Source organism: Thermobrachium celere DSM 8682 (assembly GCF_000430995.1).
Lineage (GTDB): Bacteria > Bacillota > Clostridia > Clostridiales > Caloramatoraceae > Thermobrachium > Thermobrachium celere.
The window spans coordinates 1200218-1219995 of record NZ_HF952018.1 but is presented as its reverse complement, the minus strand read 5'-3'; the positions used below and the strand labels follow the sequence as shown (position 1 = coordinate 1219995).

General features: G+C 30.7%; 24 protein-coding genes and 1 tRNA gene. 21 read left to right on the top strand and 4 right to left on the bottom strand.

Annotation, left to right across the window (positions count from 1 at the left end):
- Window positions 1-41: 41 nt before the first annotated feature.
- The 8 genes from spoIIAA to spoVAEA all read left to right on the top strand — a co-directional run bounded on the left by spoIIAA (window position 42) and on the right by spoVAEA (window position 4230).
- Complete coding sequence (gene spoIIAA, locus TCEL_RS06560; RefSeq protein WP_018662381.1) at window positions 42-377, top strand: anti-sigma F factor antagonist; 336 nt, start codon at window positions 42-44, stop codon at window positions 375-377.
- 13 nt (window positions 378-390) lie between these two features.
- Window positions 391-816 carry an anti-sigma F factor gene (spoIIAB, locus tag TCEL_RS06555; RefSeq protein ID WP_018662379.1) on the top strand — a complete coding sequence of 142 codons (426 nt, stop codon included), beginning with the start codon at window positions 391-393 and terminating at the stop codon, window positions 814-816.
- Between the two features lie 15 nt (window positions 817-831).
- Window positions 832-1584 (top strand): RNA polymerase sporulation sigma factor SigF, encoded by a 753-nt coding sequence (sigF, locus tag TCEL_RS06550; protein WP_018662377.1) that lies wholly within the window; start codon window positions 832-834, stop codon window positions 1582-1584.
- Window positions 1585-1652: 68 nt separating this feature from the next.
- On the top strand, window positions 1653-1796 hold the full coding sequence (locus tag TCEL_RS13480) for a hypothetical protein (RefSeq protein WP_018662375.1): 144 nt from the start codon (window positions 1653-1655) through the stop codon (window positions 1794-1796).
- 4 nt (window positions 1797-1800) lie between these two features.
- Entirely contained in the window at window positions 1801-2262 is a 462-nt protein-coding gene (spoVAC, locus tag TCEL_RS06545; protein WP_018662373.1) for a stage V sporulation protein AC, read from the top strand.
- A 16-nt stretch (window positions 2263-2278) separates the two neighbouring features.
- Window positions 2279-3295 (top strand): stage V sporulation protein AD, encoded by a 1017-nt coding sequence (gene spoVAD / locus TCEL_RS06540; protein ID WP_018662371.1) that lies wholly within the window; start codon window positions 2279-2281, stop codon window positions 3293-3295.
- Between the two features lies 1 nt (window position 3296).
- Window positions 3297-3653 carry a stage V sporulation protein AE gene (gene spoVAE, locus TCEL_RS06535; protein WP_018662370.1) on the top strand — a complete coding sequence of 119 codons (357 nt, stop codon included), beginning with the start codon at window positions 3297-3299 and terminating at the stop codon, window positions 3651-3653.
- A gap of 10 nt (window positions 3654-3663) precedes the next feature.
- A complete protein-coding gene (spoVAEA, locus tag TCEL_RS06530) occupies window positions 3664-4230 on the top strand; it encodes a stage V sporulation protein SpoVABEA (protein ID WP_018662368.1) in 567 nt (188 codons plus the stop codon).
- Between the two features lie 9 nt (window positions 4231-4239).
- Here spoVAEA and TCEL_RS06525 read toward each other — a convergent pair whose 3' ends face one another.
- Window positions 4240-6561, bottom strand: coding sequence for a transglycosylase domain-containing protein (locus TCEL_RS06525; protein WP_018662366.1), 2322 nt, complete (start codon window positions 6559-6561; stop codon window positions 4240-4242).
- 241 nt (window positions 6562-6802) lie between these two features.
- Here TCEL_RS06525 and TCEL_RS06520 point away from each other — a divergent pair, with 241 nt between their 5' ends.
- Both TCEL_RS06520 and yunB read left to right on the top strand, forming a co-directional pair.
- Window positions 6803-8224 carry a glycosyltransferase family 2 protein gene (locus TCEL_RS06520; RefSeq protein WP_018662363.1) on the top strand — a complete coding sequence of 474 codons (1422 nt, stop codon included), beginning with the start codon at window positions 6803-6805 and terminating at the stop codon, window positions 8222-8224.
- A 75-nt stretch (window positions 8225-8299) separates the two neighbouring features.
- Window positions 8300-8935 carry a sporulation protein YunB gene (gene yunB / locus TCEL_RS06515; RefSeq protein WP_018662361.1) on the top strand — a complete coding sequence of 212 codons (636 nt, stop codon included), beginning with the start codon at window positions 8300-8302 and terminating at the stop codon, window positions 8933-8935.
- 19 nt (window positions 8936-8954) lie between these two features.
- Here the strand turns inward: yunB and hpt are convergent, their stop codons facing one another.
- Window positions 8955-9482 carry a hypoxanthine phosphoribosyltransferase gene (gene hpt / locus TCEL_RS06510; RefSeq protein WP_018662359.1) on the bottom strand — a complete coding sequence of 176 codons (528 nt, stop codon included), beginning with the start codon at window positions 9480-9482 and terminating at the stop codon, window positions 8955-8957.
- Window positions 9483-9642: 160 nt separating this feature from the next.
- On the opposite strand from hpt, the gene hflX reads away from it, so the two are divergent.
- Window positions 9643-11448 carry a GTPase HflX gene (hflX, locus tag TCEL_RS06505; RefSeq protein ID WP_018662357.1) on the top strand — a complete coding sequence of 602 codons (1806 nt, stop codon included), beginning with the start codon at window positions 9643-9645 and terminating at the stop codon, window positions 11446-11448.
- A gap of 57 nt (window positions 11449-11505) precedes the next feature.
- Window positions 11506-11581, top strand: a tRNA-Gln gene (locus TCEL_RS06500).
- A gap of 71 nt (window positions 11582-11652) precedes the next feature.
- On the opposite strand, the gene TCEL_RS06495 is transcribed toward TCEL_RS06500, so the two are convergent.
- Window positions 11653-12666: an alkaline phosphatase family protein gene (locus TCEL_RS06495; RefSeq protein WP_018662356.1), complete on the bottom strand. Its 1014-nt coding sequence runs from the start codon at window positions 12664-12666 to the stop codon at window positions 11653-11655.
- A gap of 104 nt (window positions 12667-12770) precedes the next feature.
- Between TCEL_RS06495 and TCEL_RS06490 the strand changes: the two genes are divergently transcribed.
- From TCEL_RS06490 to pdxR, 6 genes are all read left to right on the top strand, one after another.
- Entirely contained in the window at window positions 12771-13439 is a 669-nt protein-coding gene (locus tag TCEL_RS06490; protein WP_018662354.1) for a beta/alpha barrel domain-containing protein, read from the top strand.
- A gap of 116 nt (window positions 13440-13555) precedes the next feature.
- The gene (locus tag TCEL_RS06485; protein WP_018662352.1) at window positions 13556-14221 is read left to right on the top strand and encodes a hypothetical protein; all 666 of its coding nucleotides are present in this window, start codon (window positions 13556-13558) and stop codon (window positions 14219-14221) included.
- Between the two features lie 4 nt (window positions 14222-14225).
- On the top strand, window positions 14226-14456 hold the full coding sequence (locus tag TCEL_RS06480; RefSeq protein WP_018662350.1) for a hypothetical protein: 231 nt from the start codon (window positions 14226-14228) through the stop codon (window positions 14454-14456).
- Window positions 14457-14532: 76 nt separating this feature from the next.
- The gene (locus TCEL_RS06475; protein ID WP_018662348.1) at window positions 14533-15417 is read left to right on the top strand and encodes a nucleotidyltransferase domain-containing protein; all 885 of its coding nucleotides are present in this window, start codon (window positions 14533-14535) and stop codon (window positions 15415-15417) included.
- Between the two features lie 57 nt (window positions 15418-15474).
- Window positions 15475-16317, top strand: coding sequence for a DegV family protein (locus tag TCEL_RS06470; protein WP_018662346.1), 843 nt, complete (start codon window positions 15475-15477; stop codon window positions 16315-16317).
- Between the two features lie 7 nt (window positions 16318-16324).
- The gene (pdxR, locus tag TCEL_RS06465; protein WP_018662345.1) at window positions 16325-17746 is read left to right on the top strand and encodes a MocR-like pyridoxine biosynthesis transcription factor PdxR; all 1422 of its coding nucleotides are present in this window, start codon (window positions 16325-16327) and stop codon (window positions 17744-17746) included.
- Between the two features lie 40 nt (window positions 17747-17786).
- Here pdxR and TCEL_RS06460 read toward each other — a convergent pair whose 3' ends face one another.
- Window positions 17787-17981 (bottom strand): DUF1858 domain-containing protein, encoded by a 195-nt coding sequence (locus TCEL_RS06460; protein WP_018662344.1) that lies wholly within the window; start codon window positions 17979-17981, stop codon window positions 17787-17789.
- A 93-nt stretch (window positions 17982-18074) separates the two neighbouring features.
- Here TCEL_RS06460 and TCEL_RS06455 point away from each other — a divergent pair, with 93 nt between their 5' ends.
- Genes TCEL_RS06455 through TCEL_RS06445 form a run of 3 tightly spaced genes read left to right on the top strand, consistent with a single transcriptional unit; the run spans window position 18075 to window position 19757 of the window.
- Window positions 18075-18737, top strand: coding sequence for a HEAT repeat-containing protein (locus TCEL_RS06455; RefSeq protein WP_018662342.1), 663 nt, complete (start codon window positions 18075-18077; stop codon window positions 18735-18737).
- Window positions 18730-19389 carry a YigZ family protein gene (locus TCEL_RS06450; protein ID WP_018662340.1) on the top strand — a complete coding sequence of 220 codons (660 nt, stop codon included), beginning with the start codon at window positions 18730-18732 and terminating at the stop codon, window positions 19387-19389. Before TCEL_RS06455 ends, TCEL_RS06450 begins: the two co-directional genes overlap by 8 nt.
- Window positions 19386-19757 (top strand): CoA-binding protein, encoded by a 372-nt coding sequence (locus tag TCEL_RS06445; RefSeq protein WP_018662338.1) that lies wholly within the window; start codon window positions 19386-19388, stop codon window positions 19755-19757. Before TCEL_RS06450 ends, TCEL_RS06445 begins: the two co-directional genes overlap by 4 nt.
- Window positions 19758-19778 lie beyond the last annotated feature (21 nt).

Below are 19778 nucleotides of genomic sequence, written 5' to 3'. Positions count from 1 at the left end.
TGGAAGTGGCATAAAGTAAAAATATATTTGGGGGGATGGGTATGCAGCTAAAGTTTAACGTAGAAGATGGTTGCCTAATTGTTGAAATGCATGGTGAACTTGATCATCATTCTGCTGAGGGCGTAAGAATAAAGGTTGATAATAAAATTGAGGAGCTTGGTGTAAATAAATTAATATTTGATTTTACTGGAGTAAATTTTATGGATAGCTCAGGTATAGGGGTTATAATTGGGAGATATAAAAAATTAAAGGACTATGATGGGAAAGTAGCAGTAGTTAATCTAAAGCCTCAGATAAAAAAGATTTTTGAACTTAGTGGTCTTTTCAAAATTTTAAATGAATACAAGACAGTACAAGAGGCTCTTTTAAGCTTATGATGGGGGGGATATTATGTTTAAAAATGAAATGAAGTTAGAGTTTCCAAGTAAATCAGTAAATGAGTCATTTGCGAGAGTAGTAGTAGCTGCTTTTGCATCACAGCTTGACCCTACTTTAGAAGAGCTTTCAGATGTAAAAACTGCAGTATCTGAGGCTGTAACAAATGCAATAATTCATGGATATGAAAATACAGAAGGAATTGTTACTTTAAGATGTTATATAGAAGGAAATAAGCTTACTATAGAAGTTGAAGATAATGGTAAAGGAATTGAAAATGTTGAGCTTGCAAGACAGCCTCTTTATACTTCAAGGCCAGAGCTTGAAAGATCTGGAATGGGCTTTACAGTTATGGAGACATTTATGGATAGCTTAGAGGTTTATTCTGAGGTAGGAAAGGGAACAAAGGTTGTAATGACAAAGACTTTTAAATCGGTCTAGGCTTGGGGGGAAAATATGAAAGAGGGTTTGGATGATGTAAAGGTAAGTGCACAAGAGGACTTTAGAGAGCTTATATTAAAAAGCCAAATGGGGGATAAAGAGGCGGAGGAAAAATTAATAAAAAACAATATTGGTTTAGTAACAAGCATTGTAAAAAAGTTTTTAAATAGAGGTTATGAGTATGAAGATCTTTTTCAGATAGGATGTATTGGGCTTATTAAGGCAATTAAGAAATTTGATGTGTCTTATGATGTAAAATTTTCTACATATGCAGTTCCTATGATAATAGGTGAAATAAAAAGATTTATACGTGATGATGGTATCATAAAGGTAAGTAGGAGTGTAAAGGAGACTGCAAGAAGAATTAAGCTTGCAAAGGATAAGCTAGCAAAAGAATATGGGAGAGAAGCTACAATCGAAGAAATTGCAAAAGAATTATGTATAACTACTGAAGAAGTTATTCTTAGTATGGATAGTATGAATTCACCAGAGTATCTTTATGATACAGTTCATCAGGATGATGGTGCGGCGGTACTTTTAATAGATAGGGTTAGTGAAGACAAGGATTATGGAGAAGAAATAATTGATAAAATAGCTCTAAAAGAACTTATTCAAAATCTTGAACCAAGAGATAGGCAGGTCATTTTCTTAAGGTATTTTAAAGATTTAACCCAGAGTCAGATAGCAGAGATATTGGGTATATCTCAAGTTCAGGTATCAAGAATTGAAAAAAGGGTACTAAATTATTTAAAAAAGGCCATGGAATAGTATTTATCCATGGTCTTTTTGTTTTATTTTTTAAACTTTTGGAGAAAATATTAATGGAGGTGTAGAGAATGTATTATAAGGCAAAAAAAGTAGATGTTATTAATTTTAAACAGCCAGAAGATAAAGAACATAGGTATGATTATAGCAATACATCCTTTAATATAACATCTGCAATTAGAGGTGTAGATGAAAACATTAAGGATGGAAGGTGATTGTATGGAACATACTAACGAAGAAAGACTAAAAAAAGAATTTCAAGACATGGTTAAAAGAAGTGCTCCTAGTTCAAATTTTCTTAAGGATTGTTTAGCAGCCTTTGTAGTAGGTGGACTGATTTGTGTTATAGGTCAATTTGTAATGAATTTTTTTATAAACATGGGTATTCCTAAAGAAGAAGTTGGATATTATGTAGCAACAATTATGGTATTTTTAGGCGCCTTCTTAACTGGTATTGGTGTTTATGATAATATAGGTAAATTTGCTGGTGCAGGCTCTATTGTTCCAATTACAGGATTTTCAAATTCTATAGTTGCACCTGCTATGGAATTTAAGCGTGAAGGTTTTGTATTTGGAGTTGGAGCTAAGATGTTTGTTATTGCAGGACCAGTATTGGTGTATGGAATCTCAAGTTCAGTAATTGTGGGAATTATATATTATATAATGAATTTATTTAAATAAGGAGGAGGGGATTTTAATGGTAGAAAAAAGATTAGGCGAACAAACAATAGCCTTTAAAAATCCTCCTTCAATTATTTCAACTGCTGCAATAGCAGGTCCTAAAGAAGGAGAAGGTCCCTTAAGAGATTACTACGACATTGTATTAGATGATGATTTGTTTGGTGAGGAAACTTGGGAAAAGGCAGAAAGCAAGATGCAAAAAGAGGCAGTAAGATTAGCTCTAGAGAAGCTTCAGATAGATGAAAAGGATATAGATTATATATTTGCAGGAGATCTTTTAAATCAGCTTATGGCTTCAAGCCTTGCGGCAAGAGATTACAGAATACCTTTCTTTGGACTTTATGGTGCTTGCTCAACATTAACAGAATCCATGAGCCTTGGAGCTATGGCAGTTGATGGTGGTTTTGCAGATTATGTTATAGCATCAACTTCGAGCCATTTTTGTTCTGCTGAAAGACAATTTAGGTTTCCACTAGAACATGGTAACCAAAGACCACCTACATCTCAATGGACTGTTACAGGTGCAGGTGCAGCAGTTATATCAAGTAAGGGTAAAGGTCCCTACATAACCCATGTAACAACAGGTAGGGTGGTAGATTTTGGTATTAAAGATGCAAATAATATGGGAGCAGCAATGGCTCCAGCGGCAGCAGATACAATTCTTAGACATTTTAAAGATACTGGAAGAACAAATAAAGATTATGACTTAATAATAACAGGAGATTTAGGAAAGGTTGGAATGGAATTAACTTTAGATATAGTAAAAAAACAGGGGTTTGATATGAGTGCAAACTATTCTGACTGTGGGGTTAAGGTGTTTGATTTAACACAGCAGGATGTTCATGCTGGAGGAAGTGGGTGTGGATGTTCGGCTATTGTATTCTGTGGATATCTCTATAAACAACTTTTAGAAGGCAACCTTAATAGAATCCTTCTAATTTCAACAGGAGCTCTATTAAGCCCTACTAGTACTATGCAGGGTGAATCAATTCCTGGTATTGCACATGCAGTTGCAATAGAAAGGGGAGTATAAGATGGATTATTTGAGGGCATTTATAGTGGGAGGAACAATTTGTCTTATTGGACAAATTCTTATGGATAAAACAAGCTTAACTCCAGCAAGAATACTTGTTAGTTTTGTTACAGCAGGTGTTATATTAGGAGCCTTAGGGATATATGATCCAATTTTTGAGTATGGCAAAGCTGGTGCTTCAGTTCCACTCCCAGGTTTTGGATATGCATTAGCAAAAGGTACAATAAAAGAAGTACAGCAGAATGGTTTAATAGGTGCTTTTACAGGTGGCATTAAGGCTACTTCGGCAGGAATTGCAGCAGCTATATTTTTTGGATACCTTATGGCAATAATATTTAATCCAAAAGCTAAAAGTTAGGAGTGATATTTTGAAAAAAAGGGTAATTATTGTAACAGATGGTGATTCGGTTGCACAGAAGGCAGTTGAGGCTGCTGCAAAAAATATAGGAGGTAGATGCATTTCAAGATCAGCAGGTAATCCTACGCCCATTACAGGCAGAGAAATAGTAGAATATGTTAAGCAGGCAAAATATGATCCAGTAGTTGTAATGGTTGATGATAGAGGCAACACCCATAAGGGAGATGGCGAAGAAGCAATGGAATATATATTAAACTGTGGTGAGGTAGATGTAATTGGGGTTATTGCAGTGGCTTCTAATACAAATGGAGTAAAAGGAATTAAGGTTGACTATTCTATTGATAAAAATGGAAATGTAATTCAGAAGGGAGTAGATAAAAGTGGTACTCCTAAATCTGATAAGATAGTAAAGGGAGATACTGTAGATGTTCTAAATGAAAAGAGGGCACCGATTATTATAGGGGTTGGAGATATAGGTAAAATGGATGGATTTGATAATGTAGAAATAGGTGCCCCTATAATCACTAAAGCTATGGAGGAAATAATAAGAAGGAGTAGTAGTAAAGCCGAGGAGTAGTTCCTCGGCTTATCTATTTGAAGGGTTTTTGTTTTGAGATTGAGTAGAGTTATTTTGTTGTCCTGATGTAGTTTGAGAATTACTGTTATTTTGTTGTGTGTTTTGTGTATTATTAGGATCCTCGGTAGTTTGATTGTTTCCTGTAGTATTATTTACATCAGAATTATTTGTATTACCTTCATTACCTTCTTGAGTTGTATTTTCATCTGGTACAGGAACTACAGGTGCTGAATGAACATCGCAAGTTTCAATAGGCTCAGTTCCACTTATGAAATATTCAACATACTTGCTTGGGCATGTATCTGTTGCTAATTTTCGGCTGTGGGAACATATTGTAGCAGCAACAACACCTTCAGGTTTTATAAATTGCTTTATAGGAAGTCCTCTATGGGCTTCTAGCATTATAGCCTTCCATATTGGAGTTGCAAATTTACTCTTAACGCTTATATATTTAACTTCTGGTCCAGATTTACCAATCCATATAGCACATGTGTAATATGGAGTAAATCCTACAAACCATCCATCTTCATTGTTTGATGTAGTACCTGTCTTTCCACCAGCAGGCATAGCACCAAGGTTTGCAGCTTGTGCTGTTCCTGCTTTTACAACATTTTGCATTAGTTGATTCATAATAAAAGCAGTTTCTTCTGATATTGCTCTTTTTTGAATTGGTTTCTTTTCTAAAACTATGCTTCCTGTTCTATCTTCAACCTTTGTATAAAAGATTGGATGAGAAATTATACCGTTGTTTGCAAAGGCAGTATATGCAGAGGCCATTTCAATTGGGGATGCTAGTGTTTGGCCTAGCGCCAATGCTGCTGGCATATATTTATCTTTTTTGTCTATATTAGCTAAATCGAATTTATTTATTAAATAATTATAACTTGTATCTAAACCTACTCTATTTAAAATTTTTGCAGCAATAGTATTTAAGGATTCTTGAAGTCCATATCTTACTGTAACAGGTCCACGGAATCTTCTATCGTAGTTGTCTGGGAACCAGCCTCTATATTTATTTTTTATTTCATTGGCTTCTTCATCTGAATCTGAATCATTTATTACAGTTGATGCTGTTATAACTTGCTTTTCTATTGCAGGAGCATATACTGCAAGAGGTTTAATTGAAGAACCTGGATGCCTTATACCATCTGTCGCATAGTTGAATGCTCCAGCTCCAAGATTTCCTCGACCACCAATTATTGCCCTTACTTCTCCATTAATATCCATTACAACTGCAGCAGCTTGAGGATTTGGTTTTGGAGATTCATTTTCCTTTAATTTTGTTTGATCAATCTTAACTGGTATACCTTTATAAAATCTTTCATCGTTTAATATTTCTTGTGCCTTTTCTTGAAGTCTTGCATCCATTGTTAAGTAAACTTTATATCCACCACTTATTAGTTTTTGTCTTGCATCTTTTTCATCTAATTTGAATTTATCAGACAGATCTTTTGCAATTTCATCTATTGCAGCTTCAATGAACCAGTGATATTTCATATAGTTATTACTTAATCTAGTTTTTGGTTTATTTAATGCTGCAACTAAATCTTCACTTAAAGCCTTTTGATATTCTTGTTCAGAGATATATCCATTTTCATACATTTTTTTCAATACAATTCTCTGACGTCCTAAATAGTTATCAGGGTTTTCTTTATTCTTTTTACTATATGGATTATAAATACCAGGATTTTGAGTTATTGCGGCAATAAAAGCAGCCTCTGCTATTGTTATGTCTTCAACATCTTTATCAAAATAATATCTAGAAGCTTGTTGAACTCCATAAACATTTGGTCCTAGGTATATTGTGTTTAAGTATGCTTCAAGTATTTGATCTTTACTTAACTTTCTCTCAAGTTGTACTGCTAAATACATTTCTTGTATTTTTCTAACATAGCTTTTTTCTTGAGTTAGAGCATAGTTTCTAACTAATTGTTGAGTTATAGTCGAACCACCTTGAGCTTTAGACCTTGATTTTATATTAGCAAACATTGCTCCAAAAATTCTTTTTATATCAATTCCATGATGTTTAAAAAAACGTTCATCTTCAATAGATACATAAGCATATTGAAGATGCTTAGGTATTTGTTTTAAAGAAACAATTTTTCTATTTTCTCCTGTATGAAGGTTTGCTATTGGATTACCATCTTTATCGTAAAATTCAACAGACTGCTTTAAATTGTCTAGTATATTAACATCTATTTCTGGTGCATCGCTTACAATTTTTATAACAGCTCCTATTGTTGCTGCAGCTGATAAAAGAACAATTACCAATAATACCAGAAGAATATTTTTGTATATTTTACTATTTCCTTTTTTCTTTTTTCTAGCCATACCTTACCTCCTTTTGCCAAGTCAATTATATTACCATTATAACATTATACTATATTTAATTCTATAACAAAAATGATATCAGTACGCTTAAAATGTAAAAGAATTATTAATAATGTTTAAATCGCCTTTATTAAACTAAAAAATAGCATTATAATCATATAGGAATTAAGAATAATTGATTTTGTAATTGTTAAAGCTAATTTTAGAGTAGCTTGGTTAAAGTAAAAATGGAGGAGTTGGCATGAAGGAATTAATATTTAATACTACGTTTATTTTTCAAATACTAGTGTTTATTATTTCATCCTATTACATGTTTATATCTTTCTTTGGTCTTAAACTAAAAAAGGAAGATGAAAGAGAGGTTGAACCTCAAAAGTCATTTGCTTTAGTAGTTGCAGCCCATAATGAAGAAATGGTTATTGCACAAATTGTAGAGAGCTTAAAGAACTTAGATTATCCAAAGGAGCTTTATGATATTTTTGTTATTGCAGATAACTGTACAGATAATACTGCTAAAATTGCTAGGGAACATGGAGCACAGGTATTTGAAAGATTTGATACAACAAAAAGAGGTAAGGGTTATGCATTAGAATGGATGTTTAACAACATATTTAATATGGACAAAAAGTATGATGCTATAGTAGTTTTTGATGCCGATAACCTAGCATCAAGAAATTTCCTAAAGGAAATGAACAAAAAGCTTGTTGAAGGATATAAAGTTGTTCAAGGATATATTGATAGTAAAAATCCTGATGATTCATGGATTACGCACTCTTACTCAATTGCCTTTTGGAGTGCTAATAGACTTTTCCAAGCGGCAAGATGGAAGCTTGGCCTTTCAAATCAAATAGGTGGAACAGGTTTTTGTGTTGAAACTGATCTTCTTAAGAGATTTGGTTGGGGAGCAACATGTTTAACTGAGGACCTAGAGTTTACATGTAAATTAGTTCTAAATGGATATAAAGTAGGTTGGGCACATAATGCTGTTGTTTATGATGAAAAGCCATTAACCTTAAAACAGTCATGGAATCAAAGAAAGAGATGGATGCAAGGATTTGCTGATGTTGCAACAAGATATTTTAGCAAACTAATTAAAAAGGCAATAAAAGATAGGGATTTTGTTGCCTTTGACTGTGCGCTTTATACAATACAGCCATTTATAATACTTGCGCTTGGTATGTCATTAGTTTTAACTTACTTACAAACGCATTCAGAAAGAGGTTTAAATATATTTATTTTACAGTACTTATTTACACCGCTACTTTGGAAGCTATTTAGTGTGTTTCAGTTTATGTTTACTCCAGTTGTTATGACTCTAGAGAGAAAACTATCAAAAACAATGCTTGTATTTTTCGGTCTTTACTCATTGAACGTGTTTTTAATGGATAGAGTTGTAACTAAAGGAGACAACATAGTTAAAATATCATTATTAAATCTTGCATATTTAACAATTGTTTCTGTAGCAATATTAAGTGTAGAAGGAATTAAAGGATTTAAAGTTTATGTATGGTATTTATTGTATGGTTTTTATACATTAACTTGGATACCAATAACTGTTCAAGGAATAATCGATAAGAACAAGAAGGAATGGAGCCATACTAAACATACAAGGCAAATTAGTATAAGTGAAATTGAAGGTATAGATGGCCAAACAGCTGCTTAAAGAAGTTGCTAATTGCAACTTCTTTTTTTAATTGTTCTTACATAGATTTTAGTAGTAATATATTTGGAGGAAAAGATGAAGATACTAAAAAAAGCTATAATTATAACAATTATCTTATTTATTGTATTAATTTTAAATATTTACTTTTTAGATAGAGCTCTACGTCCTATAATACTTGCATATTGTGATGCAGAAGCAAGAGGTATTGCACTTGAAACAATAAATGAAACAATACGAACAGAGTTTAAAAATAAGATATCATATGATGATATAATAACAGTTAAAACTGATAAGGATGGCAATATAGTTATGATTCAAGCAAACTCTGTTGAACTTAACAGAATTGGTTCTGAGATTTCCCTTGCTGTACAGGACAGGATAAGAAACATTGATGGTAGAAAAGGATCTATTCCTCTAGGTGTAATTTTTAAAAATGATTTGCTTGCAAATTATGGACCTAAAATTCCATTTAAGATGAAGCCTGTAGGTTCAGTAAATACAAACTATAGATCAGAATTTCAGTCAGCAGGTATAAATCAAACAAGACATATAATTTACCTTGATATTAAAGCAAGTGTACAAGTTATTGTTCCATTTGCAAGAAATAACGTTTCAGTTATAACTAGTGTTCCAATATCAGAAAGTATAATAGTAGGAAAGGTACCTGAAACATATGCTAATCTTGACTTTTTAAAGGACATAAATAAATAGGTCTGCTAATTTTGCAGACCTATTTGCTTTCCCAGTTAAATATATATGGTTTATTTCTATAATAGTCACCGTAATTTAGGCCATATCCAACTACAAATACATCTGGTATTGTGAAGCATTTATAATCTGGAGTTAAATCAACCTTTCTTCTTTCAGGTTTATCTAGAAGTACACAAGATTTTACGCTTGCTGGGTTGTATTTTTGTAGATATTCCATAACAAATTTCATTGTTATTCCTGTATCAACTATGTCATCAACAACTAAAACATCATATCCTTCGATATTATCAGCTATTTCATGAACTACTTGTACTTTACCTGATGATTCTTCGCTGTGTCCGTAGCTTGAAGTTGTCATAAATCCAATTTTTACAGGAACAGTAATATGTCTTACAAGATCAGCAGTAAAAATGAAGCTACCTCTTAGAAGTGAAAGTACATAAAGCTTTTTATCTTTATAGTCATTTGAAATTATACTACCTAGTTCAGCAACTTTTTGCTGTATTTCTTCTGCTGAAATTAGTATATTTTCCTTTCTATTTTCCATTCCCGTCCCTCCATTATTTTTGTGTATTAAAGATAATATAAAATAATGTTGCAAAAAAGTCAAGAATTGAAAGATTAATTATATTATTTTGTTCACCTTGAGGGGAAGAATAGATGATGATATAATAAGTATTTAGTACAGAGGATAAGGAGTTGGTCTTATGATATATGGAAATACTGAGGGTATTAAAAAATTTTATTTAGATAGATTAGAAGCATTATATGAATTTGATTGTGATAAAAACATACTAGTTCCAATGGAGGTTGTTTCAACAATTTCAGAGGTGTCCTATTCAATTAATAGGGAGATTGCAGTTTATATAAATAGAAGAGGTAAAATAATAAACATACTAATTGGAGATAACCTAACAGCTCCACTTGAATTTATGAGTGAAAAAAGAAGTGATAGAGGATTAAATGGAATTAGATGCATCCATACTCACTTATCAGAAGATGCAAGGCTATCAACTCCAGATATTACTGCATTAATAGATATGAAATTTGATACTATGGTAGCTATATCTGTTGTTGAAGGAATACCAAAAAGTTTTTCCTTTGGCTATTTAAAAATTGAGGAAGGGCAAATCAAAAATGAAGCATATATTGAAGGCCCATATAGTATTGATGATATAAATGATGTTAATTTTTTAGAGTTGGTAACCGACCTTGAAAAAAGGATTGAGTATACAGCACATGAAGTCAAGCCTTCAGATAAAGAAAGGGTAATATTAGTTGGATGTAAATCGGATGATGGTTATTCAGTGGAGGAGTCTTTAGAGGAACTAAAAGAACTTGCAGAAACTGCTGGTGCCGAAGTTGTATATAAAGTAGTTCAAAATAAGTCTAAAATAGATCCAGCATATTTTATCGGTTCAGGTAAGGCTAGGGAGATTGCACTTTTAAGACAAAGCCTTTTAGCAGATGCGGTTATTTTTGATGATGAACTAAATGGTGTTCAAACAAGAAACCTAGAGGAGACAATTGGATGTAAAGTTATTGATAGAACAACATTGATATTAGATATTTTTGCTCAGAGGGCAAAATCTATGGAAGGTAAGCTTCAAGTTGAATTGGCACAACTAAAGTATAGGCTTCCAAGATTAACTGGACTAGGTCAAATGCTTTCTAGAACTGGTGGAGGTATTGGTACAAGAGGGCCAGGAGAAAAGAAGCTTGAGATTGATAAACGTCATATAAGAGAAAGAATTTATGATTTAGAAAAGGAACTTGAAAAGGTTAAGAAAAATAGAAGCATTCAAAGGGAAAAACGAAAACAAAATGAAATACCTGTTGTAGCATTTGTAGGATATACAAACGTTGGTAAGTCAACACTAAGAAATAAATTATGTGAACTTTATGGTAAAGATAAAGAAAAAGTTCTAGAGGCAAATATGCTTTTTGCTACATTAGATACAACAACAAGAATAATAACACTTCCAAGTGGAAGAGATGTGCTTTTTTCAGATACAGTTGGATTTATAAGGAAACTTCCACACGACTTGGTTGAAGCGTTTAAATCTACATTAGAGGAAGTTGTTGAAAGTGATTTAATTGTTCATGTTGTAGATGGTTCAAATGAAAATGCCATTGTTCAGATAGAAACAGTAAATAAGGTTTTAAGAGAAATTGGAGCAGAGAATAAAGAATGTATATTAGCGATAAATAAAATTGATATAGCAAAGGAAGAAAATATACATGCGATAAAGGCTAAGTACAACAATTGTGTAGAGATATCAGCTATTAAAGAGATTAATTTAGACCTACTTTTAAAGGAAGTAGAATTAAGGATATTTTCAAAGATAATTACAGAAAAGCTGTTAATTCCATACACAGAGGCAAGAATTGTTTCAGCACTTCATGAGTTAAATTGTGTTAAAAGTGAAGAATATTTAGAAGATGGTATAGAAGTAGTTATAGAAACTACAGAGGATATAATTAATAAATATAAGAAATTTTTACAAAAATAATATTATAATATTGCAAAAATTATATAAATTATGTATAATATAAAATGTAGTAAGTAATGCCGAGTCGCCAAATTGGTAAGGCACCTGACTCTGGATCAGGCAATTGTGGGTTCGAGTCCTACCTCGGCAGCCATAAGCATATTAGGGTAGAGATTGTTAAATTTTAGAAAATCTCTACCCTTTTTAATTTTGATGTGATAAAATTTATTTAATAAGTTTTTTAATTAAACAAATAATATAATAATATACTATTAAATGTATTAACAGTATTATATTGGTTATTAAGATTGATAGATTTAAATTGTAATCGAAGGGTCTATTAAAATCATATATATGGAGTCTTCTTAAATATACAATGTCTTTATTGTTTATTAGTGAATTACCAGTCATATAAAGAGTTTTAGGTATTCCTAATAAATCACACAAAGTAGGTGCAATATCTATTTGTTTTATATATAATGGAGGATTTATATTTAAATTATTAGATATCAATATAAAAGGTGTCAAAAAAGTGTTTGGTTCATAATTTGTATGACCTCCATAATTTTGATGACCATGATCAGATGTAATAATTATGTTGTAGTTGTGTTTTTGAAGCTTATTACATAATGTTTTTAATGAATTGTCTATATTACAAGCTTCTTTAAAGTAAAAAATTGAACTTCCACCATATGAATGTCCTATATTATCTACTGACATAGGGTGAACAATTAAAAAATCTGGTTCATATTCATCAATAATTGAATATGCATTTTTAAATGTGGTTCCGTCTCTAATAAAATATATTCTTTTAAAATAGAATGCAAATGGGAATAATTCATATATCCAATAATAACCACATAGTGCAGTTTTAATGTTGTATTGAACTGCTAATTGTGGCACTCCAAGTATTGGTGATGGAAGGTGCTGACTATTCGATGATATACCACTTATATCAGTTGGGCATCCTGTTAGTATTCTCATATATCCAGATCTAGATATAGTTGGATTGTCAGCGATTGATATAGAAAATTTTGCTTCATTTGTTTTAATTAAGTTTTGAATGTAGGGCATATTGTTTATGGCATCAAGTCTTAAACCATCAACTATAATTAAACAAACTTTATTATTTGTTAATCTATTTTTAGTTGTAATATCATAAAATGTATGTTTAAATAATGTAATTGTAGAATTAAGTATTAGTATATATAATAAAAAAGCAAACTGTATGTTACTCATAAAATCATCTCCTGTTTACTATTAATTTTTGTAAGTATAATTAATTTATTTTAGAACATTAGCGGTAAATCTGTTTAAGTTAATATATAAAGGGAGGTATTATAATGAATGGTAAGTTTATACCAGAAATTAAAGGTTCGTTAAGAAGCCATCTAATTGAAGTTCCTCCAGTGATTAGAGAAGCAAGTGGTATAGTTATTTTTGGTAAAAGGATTAAATCATTGGTATTTACTACCGATGTTGCTATAATTAGAAATACAAATGCCGATGCAGTAATTGCAGTATATCCATTTACTCCACAGCCAGTAATAACACATGCTATTATGCAATCTGCTGATGTACCTGTTTTTTGTGGAGTAGGAGGAGGAATAACAACAGGAAAAAGAGTTGTAAACTTGGCTCTTGATGCGGAATTTCAGGGAGCAATTGGAGTTGTTGTAAATGCTCCAACTTCAAATGAAACGATAAGGGCAATGAGAGAAACGATAGATATACCAATTGTAGTTACTGTAGTTTCTGAAAGAGAAAATTTTAGAGAAAGGTTAGAAGCTGGAGCAAGTATTTTTAATGTATCAGGTGCTAAAAATACTGCAAAGATAGTTAGAAGAATAAGAGAAGAATTCCCAACAGTTCCTATAATTGCAACTGGAGGGCCAACAGAAGAAACAATTAGAGAAACAATACTTGCGGGTGCAAATGCAATATCATATACTCCGCCTACGACAGCAGAAATATTTGGTAAGATAATGGATAGATATAGAGAAACGTTTTAATATGATGAGAACACCGATATATCGAATATATTCTATATATTGGTGTTCTTTTTGTTTTATTTTGTATAAAAATTGAAATATTGAATATATTTAATTAGAGGAAAGGAGGAATTTTTATGAATAAAAAAATTAGTATTGTTTTTGTTTTGTTTTTTTTGTTTACAATTACAGTAGTAAGTGCTCATAAACCTATTTTTGAAAACAAGGATACAACCATAACTTCACCTATCATAATAGATGACCATACTATTTCGTATGCAGTATATGGATCATTGGATGATAAAAATGATGTTGATTTTTTAGAATTTGATGCAAAGGAAGGAGAAAAGTTTTATATTGAAATGTTAGTACCAAAAATAAAAAGTAATATAGGTTTTGAACCTAATTTTGCGATAATTAGTAAGGAAATTTCAACAAAACATGAAGTTCCATTTACTGTTCCAAAAGGTTATGGGGTAATTAATGTAGTATATCCTAAAAATTATGAAAATGAATTTTATGAAAAGTTTACACAAACAAAGTATCTAAAGGGGCAATCTATTAGTGGAATTATAAATAAATCAGGTAAATATATAATAGCTGTATATTCAGCTGGAAAGGGTGGGAAATATACTTTAGCAATTGGTAAAAAAGAGGACTTTGGTATTAAAGATTTAATTACTTTTCCATATGTTTATTTCAAAATAAAATATTTCTTCAACCCTGTATTTACATGTTTGGGGCTAGCTGCAATTTTTATTTTTATAGTTGGGCTTATAAATATAAAAAGGAAGAGGAGATGAAACTATGTTAATATGTCCAGTTTGCAATGGAATTGTTGAATATACAGCAATATGTCCTATTTGTAAAAACAGTATGAAGGTATTAGATAGGGTAGAATATTATTATGATGAATATTCATTAAATCAAGAGCAGGATTTAAATGATATTAGTAAAGATATGTATTGCAGCCACTATTGTTATTGTGAAATGTGTAATAAGACAATAATAACAAAAGTCGATAAAGTTAAAGAATAATTGTTAATCTTAATTTTTTTTGATATAATCATATAAAATTTTACGTTTTAAATTGATAAAGCTGGGGGTGGTTCTGATGAACATAAGATTATATCAAGAGGCATACTTGAGCGTTGAGAAAAAATTAAAATCAAATTCAAGTATATTATGTGCTATGATTTATGGTAGTCTTGTTAATGGTGATATTTGGGAAAAATCAGATATAGATTTTTTTGTAATAACAAAGGAACAAAACAAAAATGAGTTAATACAAACAAGATATTCTAATATAAAAATAAATATACAATATGTATCAAAGGATATATTTGTTGAAGAATATTATAACTATCTAAAGGGTGGAACCTTTCATAAAGCCGTGTTCAGTGGAAAAATATTATTTTGTCTAGATGATGAACTAAAAAGAATGCTTGATGAAATAAAATTTTATTCTGATAGAGAAAGAAATATAAGAAACATAGAGATACTTGCACATCTTTTAAATTCAGTTCATTATGTTAATAAGTATATGGTAACAAATAAGATAGAAACAGCATTTCAATGGTGTGTTGATCTAGTAAAGTATTATGCAAGACTTTCAATGAGTGTAAAAGGGCATATGACAGATAAGGACATACTATCCTTTGCAGTTAATATGGACTCATCAGTTAAGGAGATGTTTGAACTATTAAAGGATGGAGGAGATTTAAAAGAAAGAATTGTTAGTATTTTAAACATAGTAGAAGAGTTTATCAATAATAATATTGAAGTGATATGTGTGCCAATAATTGAGGTGTTAAAAACAACTCAAAGACCGCTTTCTGTTCAAGAGATAAAAAGTTTGCCAATATTTAAGCAAATAGATGGAGATTTAAGTAAAGTATTGAATAAACTAGTAGAATTTGGATTGATATCAGAAATAACTAGAAAATATACCACATATGGAGAAGAATATCTAATTGATGAGATTGTATATAAAGCTTAATTTACTGTATAATATTAATTAATGTACAAATAGTACAAATGAATTGGGGGTTATACTATGCATATTAAAGTTTTTGCCGATAGTGCATGTGATTTAGATTTGGATTATTTAAAAGAGTTGGATGTTGAAATGATACCAATGACGGTATCCTTTGGTGATGAAGTTTATGAAGATAGAGTTACAATTACAACTAAAGAATTTTATGAAAAACTAAAAAATACAAAGGAACTTCCTAAAACATCACAAATTCCTCCTTCTAAGTTTGTTGAAAGATTTAAACCATATATAGATAAAGGTTATCATATTGTTTACATTGCCTTTTCATCAAGATTAAGTGGAACATATCAATCAGCATGTATAGCTAAGGATATGCTTGAAACAGAAAATATTACTGTTATAGACTCAAAGGGGGCTTCCGTAGGGCTTGGTTTAATTGTAAGGGAAGCTGCCTTAATGGTTAAGCAGGGTAGAACTTTAAACGAAGTTATAGAAAGAATTATATACATGAAGGATAGAATGGAACATATATTTGCAGTAGGTAATCTTGACATGCTAAAGAGGGGCGGAAGAATTTCCACAGCACAGGCAGCGATAGGAACACTTTTAAATGTAAAACCAATACTTCAGTTTAGTGATGGATATATTATTCCTTATGATAAGGTAAGAGGAGAAAAGGGCATAATCAAAAAGATAATTGAAACAATGAAGGAAAGAGGATATGAACTTGAAAATCAAGTTATAGGAATGAATTATTCTAATAATTTGGACTTTTGTCTAAAGCTTAAAGAGGAGATACAAAAAGAATTCAATATAAAGGAATTTGTAATTTCTGAAATTGGAGCAGCTATTGGAAGTCATGTTGGAGAAGGGACTACTTCAGTTTTTTTCTTAAGAAAGTAGGGATTTTATGAAAAAACACTATCCAATTTCAATTGATAAAAATAGTCCAGATCCTCTTTATGTGCAAGTGTTTGAAGAAATAAAAAAAATGATATTAAATGGAACATTGAAAGAGGACGAAAAGCTACCTTCAATTAGAGATCTTTCAAAGAGTATAGGAGTAAATAACATTACTGTAGTAAATGCCTATAAACTTTTAGAACAAGAAGGATTGGTATATACAAAAATTGGAAGTGGAACTTTTGTAAAAGGATTAAACAAAAAAGATGAAAAAATAATAAATATTAAAAATGATGAAATAAGGAAAGATGAATTTATAAAAATTAATTTATCTAATTCGATGCCAAATCCTTTATATTTTCCAGTAGAAGAATTTAAAGAAGTTATTAATGAAATATTAGATAGAGATGGAGGCAGTGTTTTTACATATCAAGAACCAAAAGGGTATTTGCCATTAAGGGAGAGTTTATTAAATTATTCTTTAGAAAATGGTATTGAAGTAAACTTAAATGATATTCACATAATATCTGGTGCGCAGCAGGGGATAGATATTATTTCAAAGACACTACTTAAATTTGGCGATAATGTAGTAGTAGAATGCCCAACATATACAGGTGCAGTTGCTGTATTTAGATCTCGTGGAGCAAATATTATTGATGTTCCAATTGAAAAAGATGGTATAAATTTAAATATTTTAGAAGATGTAGTAAAAAAGAATAAAGTTAAATTAATTTATATTATGACTAATTTTCAAAATCCAACAGGTTATACCTACTCTGAGGATACAAAAATTGATTTGTTATATTTAGCTAATAAGTATGATTTTTATATTATTGAAGATGATTATATGTCTGAGCTTAGATTTTATGGAGATAATACTCTACCAATAAAATCAATAGATAAAAATAATAGAGTAATATATTTAAAAAGTTTTTCAAAGATATTTATGCCCGGAATTAGATTAGGATATATTATATCTCCTGCTAATATGAATATGGACATTCAAAGTGCAAAATATTCAACAGACATATCTACTTCTGGTTTAATGCAGAGGGCCTTTGATTTATATTTAAGAAAAAGATTATGGCATAATCATATAAGATATTTAGTAGAAAGATATAAAGAAAAATATGATTTTATTGTTGAATATTTAACAAATAATGCTAGTTTTATAGAGTTTGTAAAGCCAAATGGTGGAATACATTTGTGGTGTAGTACAAATGTTGATTCAGCACTTTTTGCTAGTATGTTGAAGGATGAAGGAATATTGATTGCACCAGGAACTGCCTTTTATTTAGATGAGGAAAGTACGAATTATTTTAGAATAAGTTTTGGAACTGTAGATAGGGATGAACTAAAATTAGCAGTAGATAAAATGAAGGAAGTTTATGAGAGATATCAAAGAGGAGAATTATTTAAGTTTATTTAAAAAGTGCCATAATATTATATGGCACTTTTTATGTACATAATTATTTCTTTATAGCATCATTTAGATCCTTTAACATAGCTTCAAGGTCAATACCATGTGCTAAAGCACCTTGTTCTAGTGTTTCGAATCTTGCAGCCATACATCCAAGACAGTGCATTCCATATTTGAAGAATACATCTGCAGTTACTGGATATTTGTTAACTATTTCAATAATACCCATGTCCTTAGTAATCATTGTTACACCTCCATACATTGATAAATTTCTTTAAATATATTATCATATAAAATTGATAATTACAAATATGTTTATGTGATTTAGGTGATGCTTATGGATAGATTATCATGGGAAAATATCGATTTATTAAATGATGCTGAAATAAGCTATCTATTGTATAGAGAAGGAAAGGATATTAATACTATATCAAAGATAAGAGGAATAGATAGACTTACCGTAGAAAAACAGATAATTGAATGTAGGATAAAATACAGAGTTAACGAATTAGGCAAGGATATAAGTGAAATAGTTAAAAACCTATATAAATGTAATAGAAAAGAGAGAGTAGTGTTAATTGAACAATTAGATTTTGATAAAAAAAGAGAGATAGAAGAGTATCTAATTGACAATCTTTTTTCTGTAAATAGAGATGAGTGTTTGTTTTATATTTGGATGTTAGGAGAATTAAAATCAAAGAAAGCTGTTTCTTCAATAGTTGCGTTTTTAAGGTGTACAGATGGAAATATAAAAAGGATTTGTTGTTCATCCCTTGGTAAAATAGGAGCAATAGAAGCTCAAGATGCTTTAATTTCTGTTTTAAAGGATAAAAGACCACAGGTTAAGCAGTATGCAATAAAGGCGCTTGTCAAATTAAAGAGTAAAAAAGCAGTAGAACACTTAAAATATATTATTAATAATGTAAATGAAAAGGATTATATAATAAGAGATGCAAAAAGGGCTATAGAAGAAATTGAAGGGAGAGAAGAAGATGTCTAAAGACTTTTATACAGTAAAAAAGCAAGTTGAGGTAGAGATGGAAGAGAGAAAGTCGATTTTTATTTGTAATATAAAAAGAGTTACAAATGAAGAAGAAGCTATGAATTTCATAAATGAAATTAAAATTAAATATAAAGATGCAACTCATAATGTGTATGCTTACATTACAAATAACGGCATTTCCATGAGATATTCTGATGATGGTGAACCTCAAGGGACGGCAGGACCACCGGTACTTGAGGTGTTAAAAAGAGAAAATTTAAACAATGTAGCTGTCGTAGTAACAAGATATTTTGGAGGAATTCTTTTAGGTGCAGGTGGATTGGTTAGGGCATATAGTGCTTCATGTAAGCAGGGTGTTGACGCAGCAGGTAAGGTAAAGGAATCCGAAGCTATAGTTTTTGAGTTGAAGTGTGATTATGAAAAATATGGTAAAATAAATAATTATTTAAGCAAGAGAAATATTATAATAAAAAATGTTGAGTTTACAGAAATTGTTACAATAGAAATTATGGCATTTTTTAATGAATTTCAGAAAATTCGACAAGATTTAATTGAAATGCTTAATGGTAATGATATAATAAATATAAAAGAAGAAAATGTTACGTGTTTTGTTGATGATGAAGGTAAAATTATGGAGGTGCCGTCATGATAGAGGTTTTTAAGGAGAAAAAAACTTGGGCAGTGATAGGAAGTGTATCAAATAAAGATAAATTTGCAAATAAAATATATAATTTCATGAAAAATAAGGGATATAAAGTTTATCCAGTTGATCCTTCAGGAAAGGAACTAGATGGTGAAAAGACATTTGCTTCTTTAAGGGATCTTCCAGAAAAACCAGATGCAATAGATATGGTTATTAACCCTGTCAGAGGAGAAAAATACATAGATGAAGCAGCAGAGTTGGGCATAAAGTATGTATGGTTTCAACCAGGTGCAGAGAGCTTTGAAGTAGTAGAAAAGGCAAAAAATTATGGAATGGAAGTAATGTATGGGAAGTGTGTAATGGTTGAGTTTTAATATACCCCCTCAAATCTTGAA

What these genes read in the sequence shown, in the direction of transcription:
- spoIIAA (WP_018662381.1), top strand. Translation starts at nt 42, where the DNA reads ATGCAGCTAAAGTTTAACGTAGAAGATGGTTGCCTAATTGTTGAAATG.
- TCEL_RS06495 (WP_018662356.1), bottom strand. Translation starts at nt 12,666, where the DNA reads ATGAGTAACATACAGTTTGCTTTTTTATTATATATACTAATACTTAAT.
- TCEL_RS06485 (WP_018662352.1), top strand. Translation starts at nt 13,556, where the DNA reads ATGAATAAAAAAATTAGTATTGTTTTTGTTTTGTTTTTTTTGTTTACA.
- yunB (WP_018662361.1), top strand. Translation starts at nt 8,300, where the DNA reads ATGAAGATACTAAAAAAAGCTATAATTATAACAATTATCTTATTTATT.
- TCEL_RS06450 (WP_018662340.1), top strand. Translation starts at nt 18,730, where the DNA reads ATGTCTAAAGACTTTTATACAGTAAAAAAGCAAGTTGAGGTAGAGATG.
- spoVAD (WP_018662371.1), top strand. Translation starts at nt 2,279, where the DNA reads ATGGTAGAAAAAAGATTAGGCGAACAAACAATAGCCTTTAAAAATCCT.
- TCEL_RS06520 (WP_018662363.1), top strand. Translation starts at nt 6,803, where the DNA reads ATGAAGGAATTAATATTTAATACTACGTTTATTTTTCAAATACTAGTG.
- sigF (WP_018662377.1), top strand. Translation starts at nt 832, where the DNA reads ATGAAAGAGGGTTTGGATGATGTAAAGGTAAGTGCACAAGAGGACTTT.
- TCEL_RS06445 (WP_018662338.1), top strand. Translation starts at nt 19,386, where the DNA reads ATGATAGAGGTTTTTAAGGAGAAAAAAACTTGGGCAGTGATAGGAAGT.
- TCEL_RS06480 (WP_018662350.1), top strand. Translation starts at nt 14,226, where the DNA reads ATGTTAATATGTCCAGTTTGCAATGGAATTGTTGAATATACAGCAATA.
- TCEL_RS06455 (WP_018662342.1), top strand. Translation starts at nt 18,075, where the DNA reads ATGGATAGATTATCATGGGAAAATATCGATTTATTAAATGATGCTGAA.
- hpt (WP_018662359.1), bottom strand. Translation starts at nt 9,482, where the DNA reads ATGGAAAATAGAAAGGAAAATATACTAATTTCAGCAGAAGAAATACAG.
- spoVAE (WP_018662370.1), top strand. Translation starts at nt 3,297, where the DNA reads ATGGATTATTTGAGGGCATTTATAGTGGGAGGAACAATTTGTCTTATT.
- TCEL_RS06490 (WP_018662354.1), top strand. Translation starts at nt 12,771, where the DNA reads ATGAATGGTAAGTTTATACCAGAAATTAAAGGTTCGTTAAGAAGCCAT.
- TCEL_RS13480 (WP_018662375.1), top strand. Translation starts at nt 1,653, where the DNA reads ATGTATTATAAGGCAAAAAAAGTAGATGTTATTAATTTTAAACAGCCA.
- pdxR (WP_018662345.1), top strand. Translation starts at nt 16,325, where the DNA reads ATGAAAAAACACTATCCAATTTCAATTGATAAAAATAGTCCAGATCCT.
- TCEL_RS06475 (WP_018662348.1), top strand. Translation starts at nt 14,533, where the DNA reads ATGAACATAAGATTATATCAAGAGGCATACTTGAGCGTTGAGAAAAAA.
- spoVAC (WP_018662373.1), top strand. Translation starts at nt 1,801, where the DNA reads ATGGAACATACTAACGAAGAAAGACTAAAAAAAGAATTTCAAGACATG.
- TCEL_RS06460 (WP_018662344.1), bottom strand. Translation starts at nt 17,981, where the DNA reads ATGATTACTAAGGACATGGGTATTATTGAAATAGTTAACAAATATCCA.
- TCEL_RS06470 (WP_018662346.1), top strand. Translation starts at nt 15,475, where the DNA reads ATGCATATTAAAGTTTTTGCCGATAGTGCATGTGATTTAGATTTGGAT.
- spoIIAB (WP_018662379.1), top strand. Translation starts at nt 391, where the DNA reads ATGTTTAAAAATGAAATGAAGTTAGAGTTTCCAAGTAAATCAGTAAAT.
- hflX (WP_018662357.1), top strand. Translation starts at nt 9,643, where the DNA reads ATGATATATGGAAATACTGAGGGTATTAAAAAATTTTATTTAGATAGA.
- TCEL_RS06525 (WP_018662366.1), bottom strand. Translation starts at nt 6,561, where the DNA reads ATGGCTAGAAAAAAGAAAAAAGGAAATAGTAAAATATACAAAAATATT.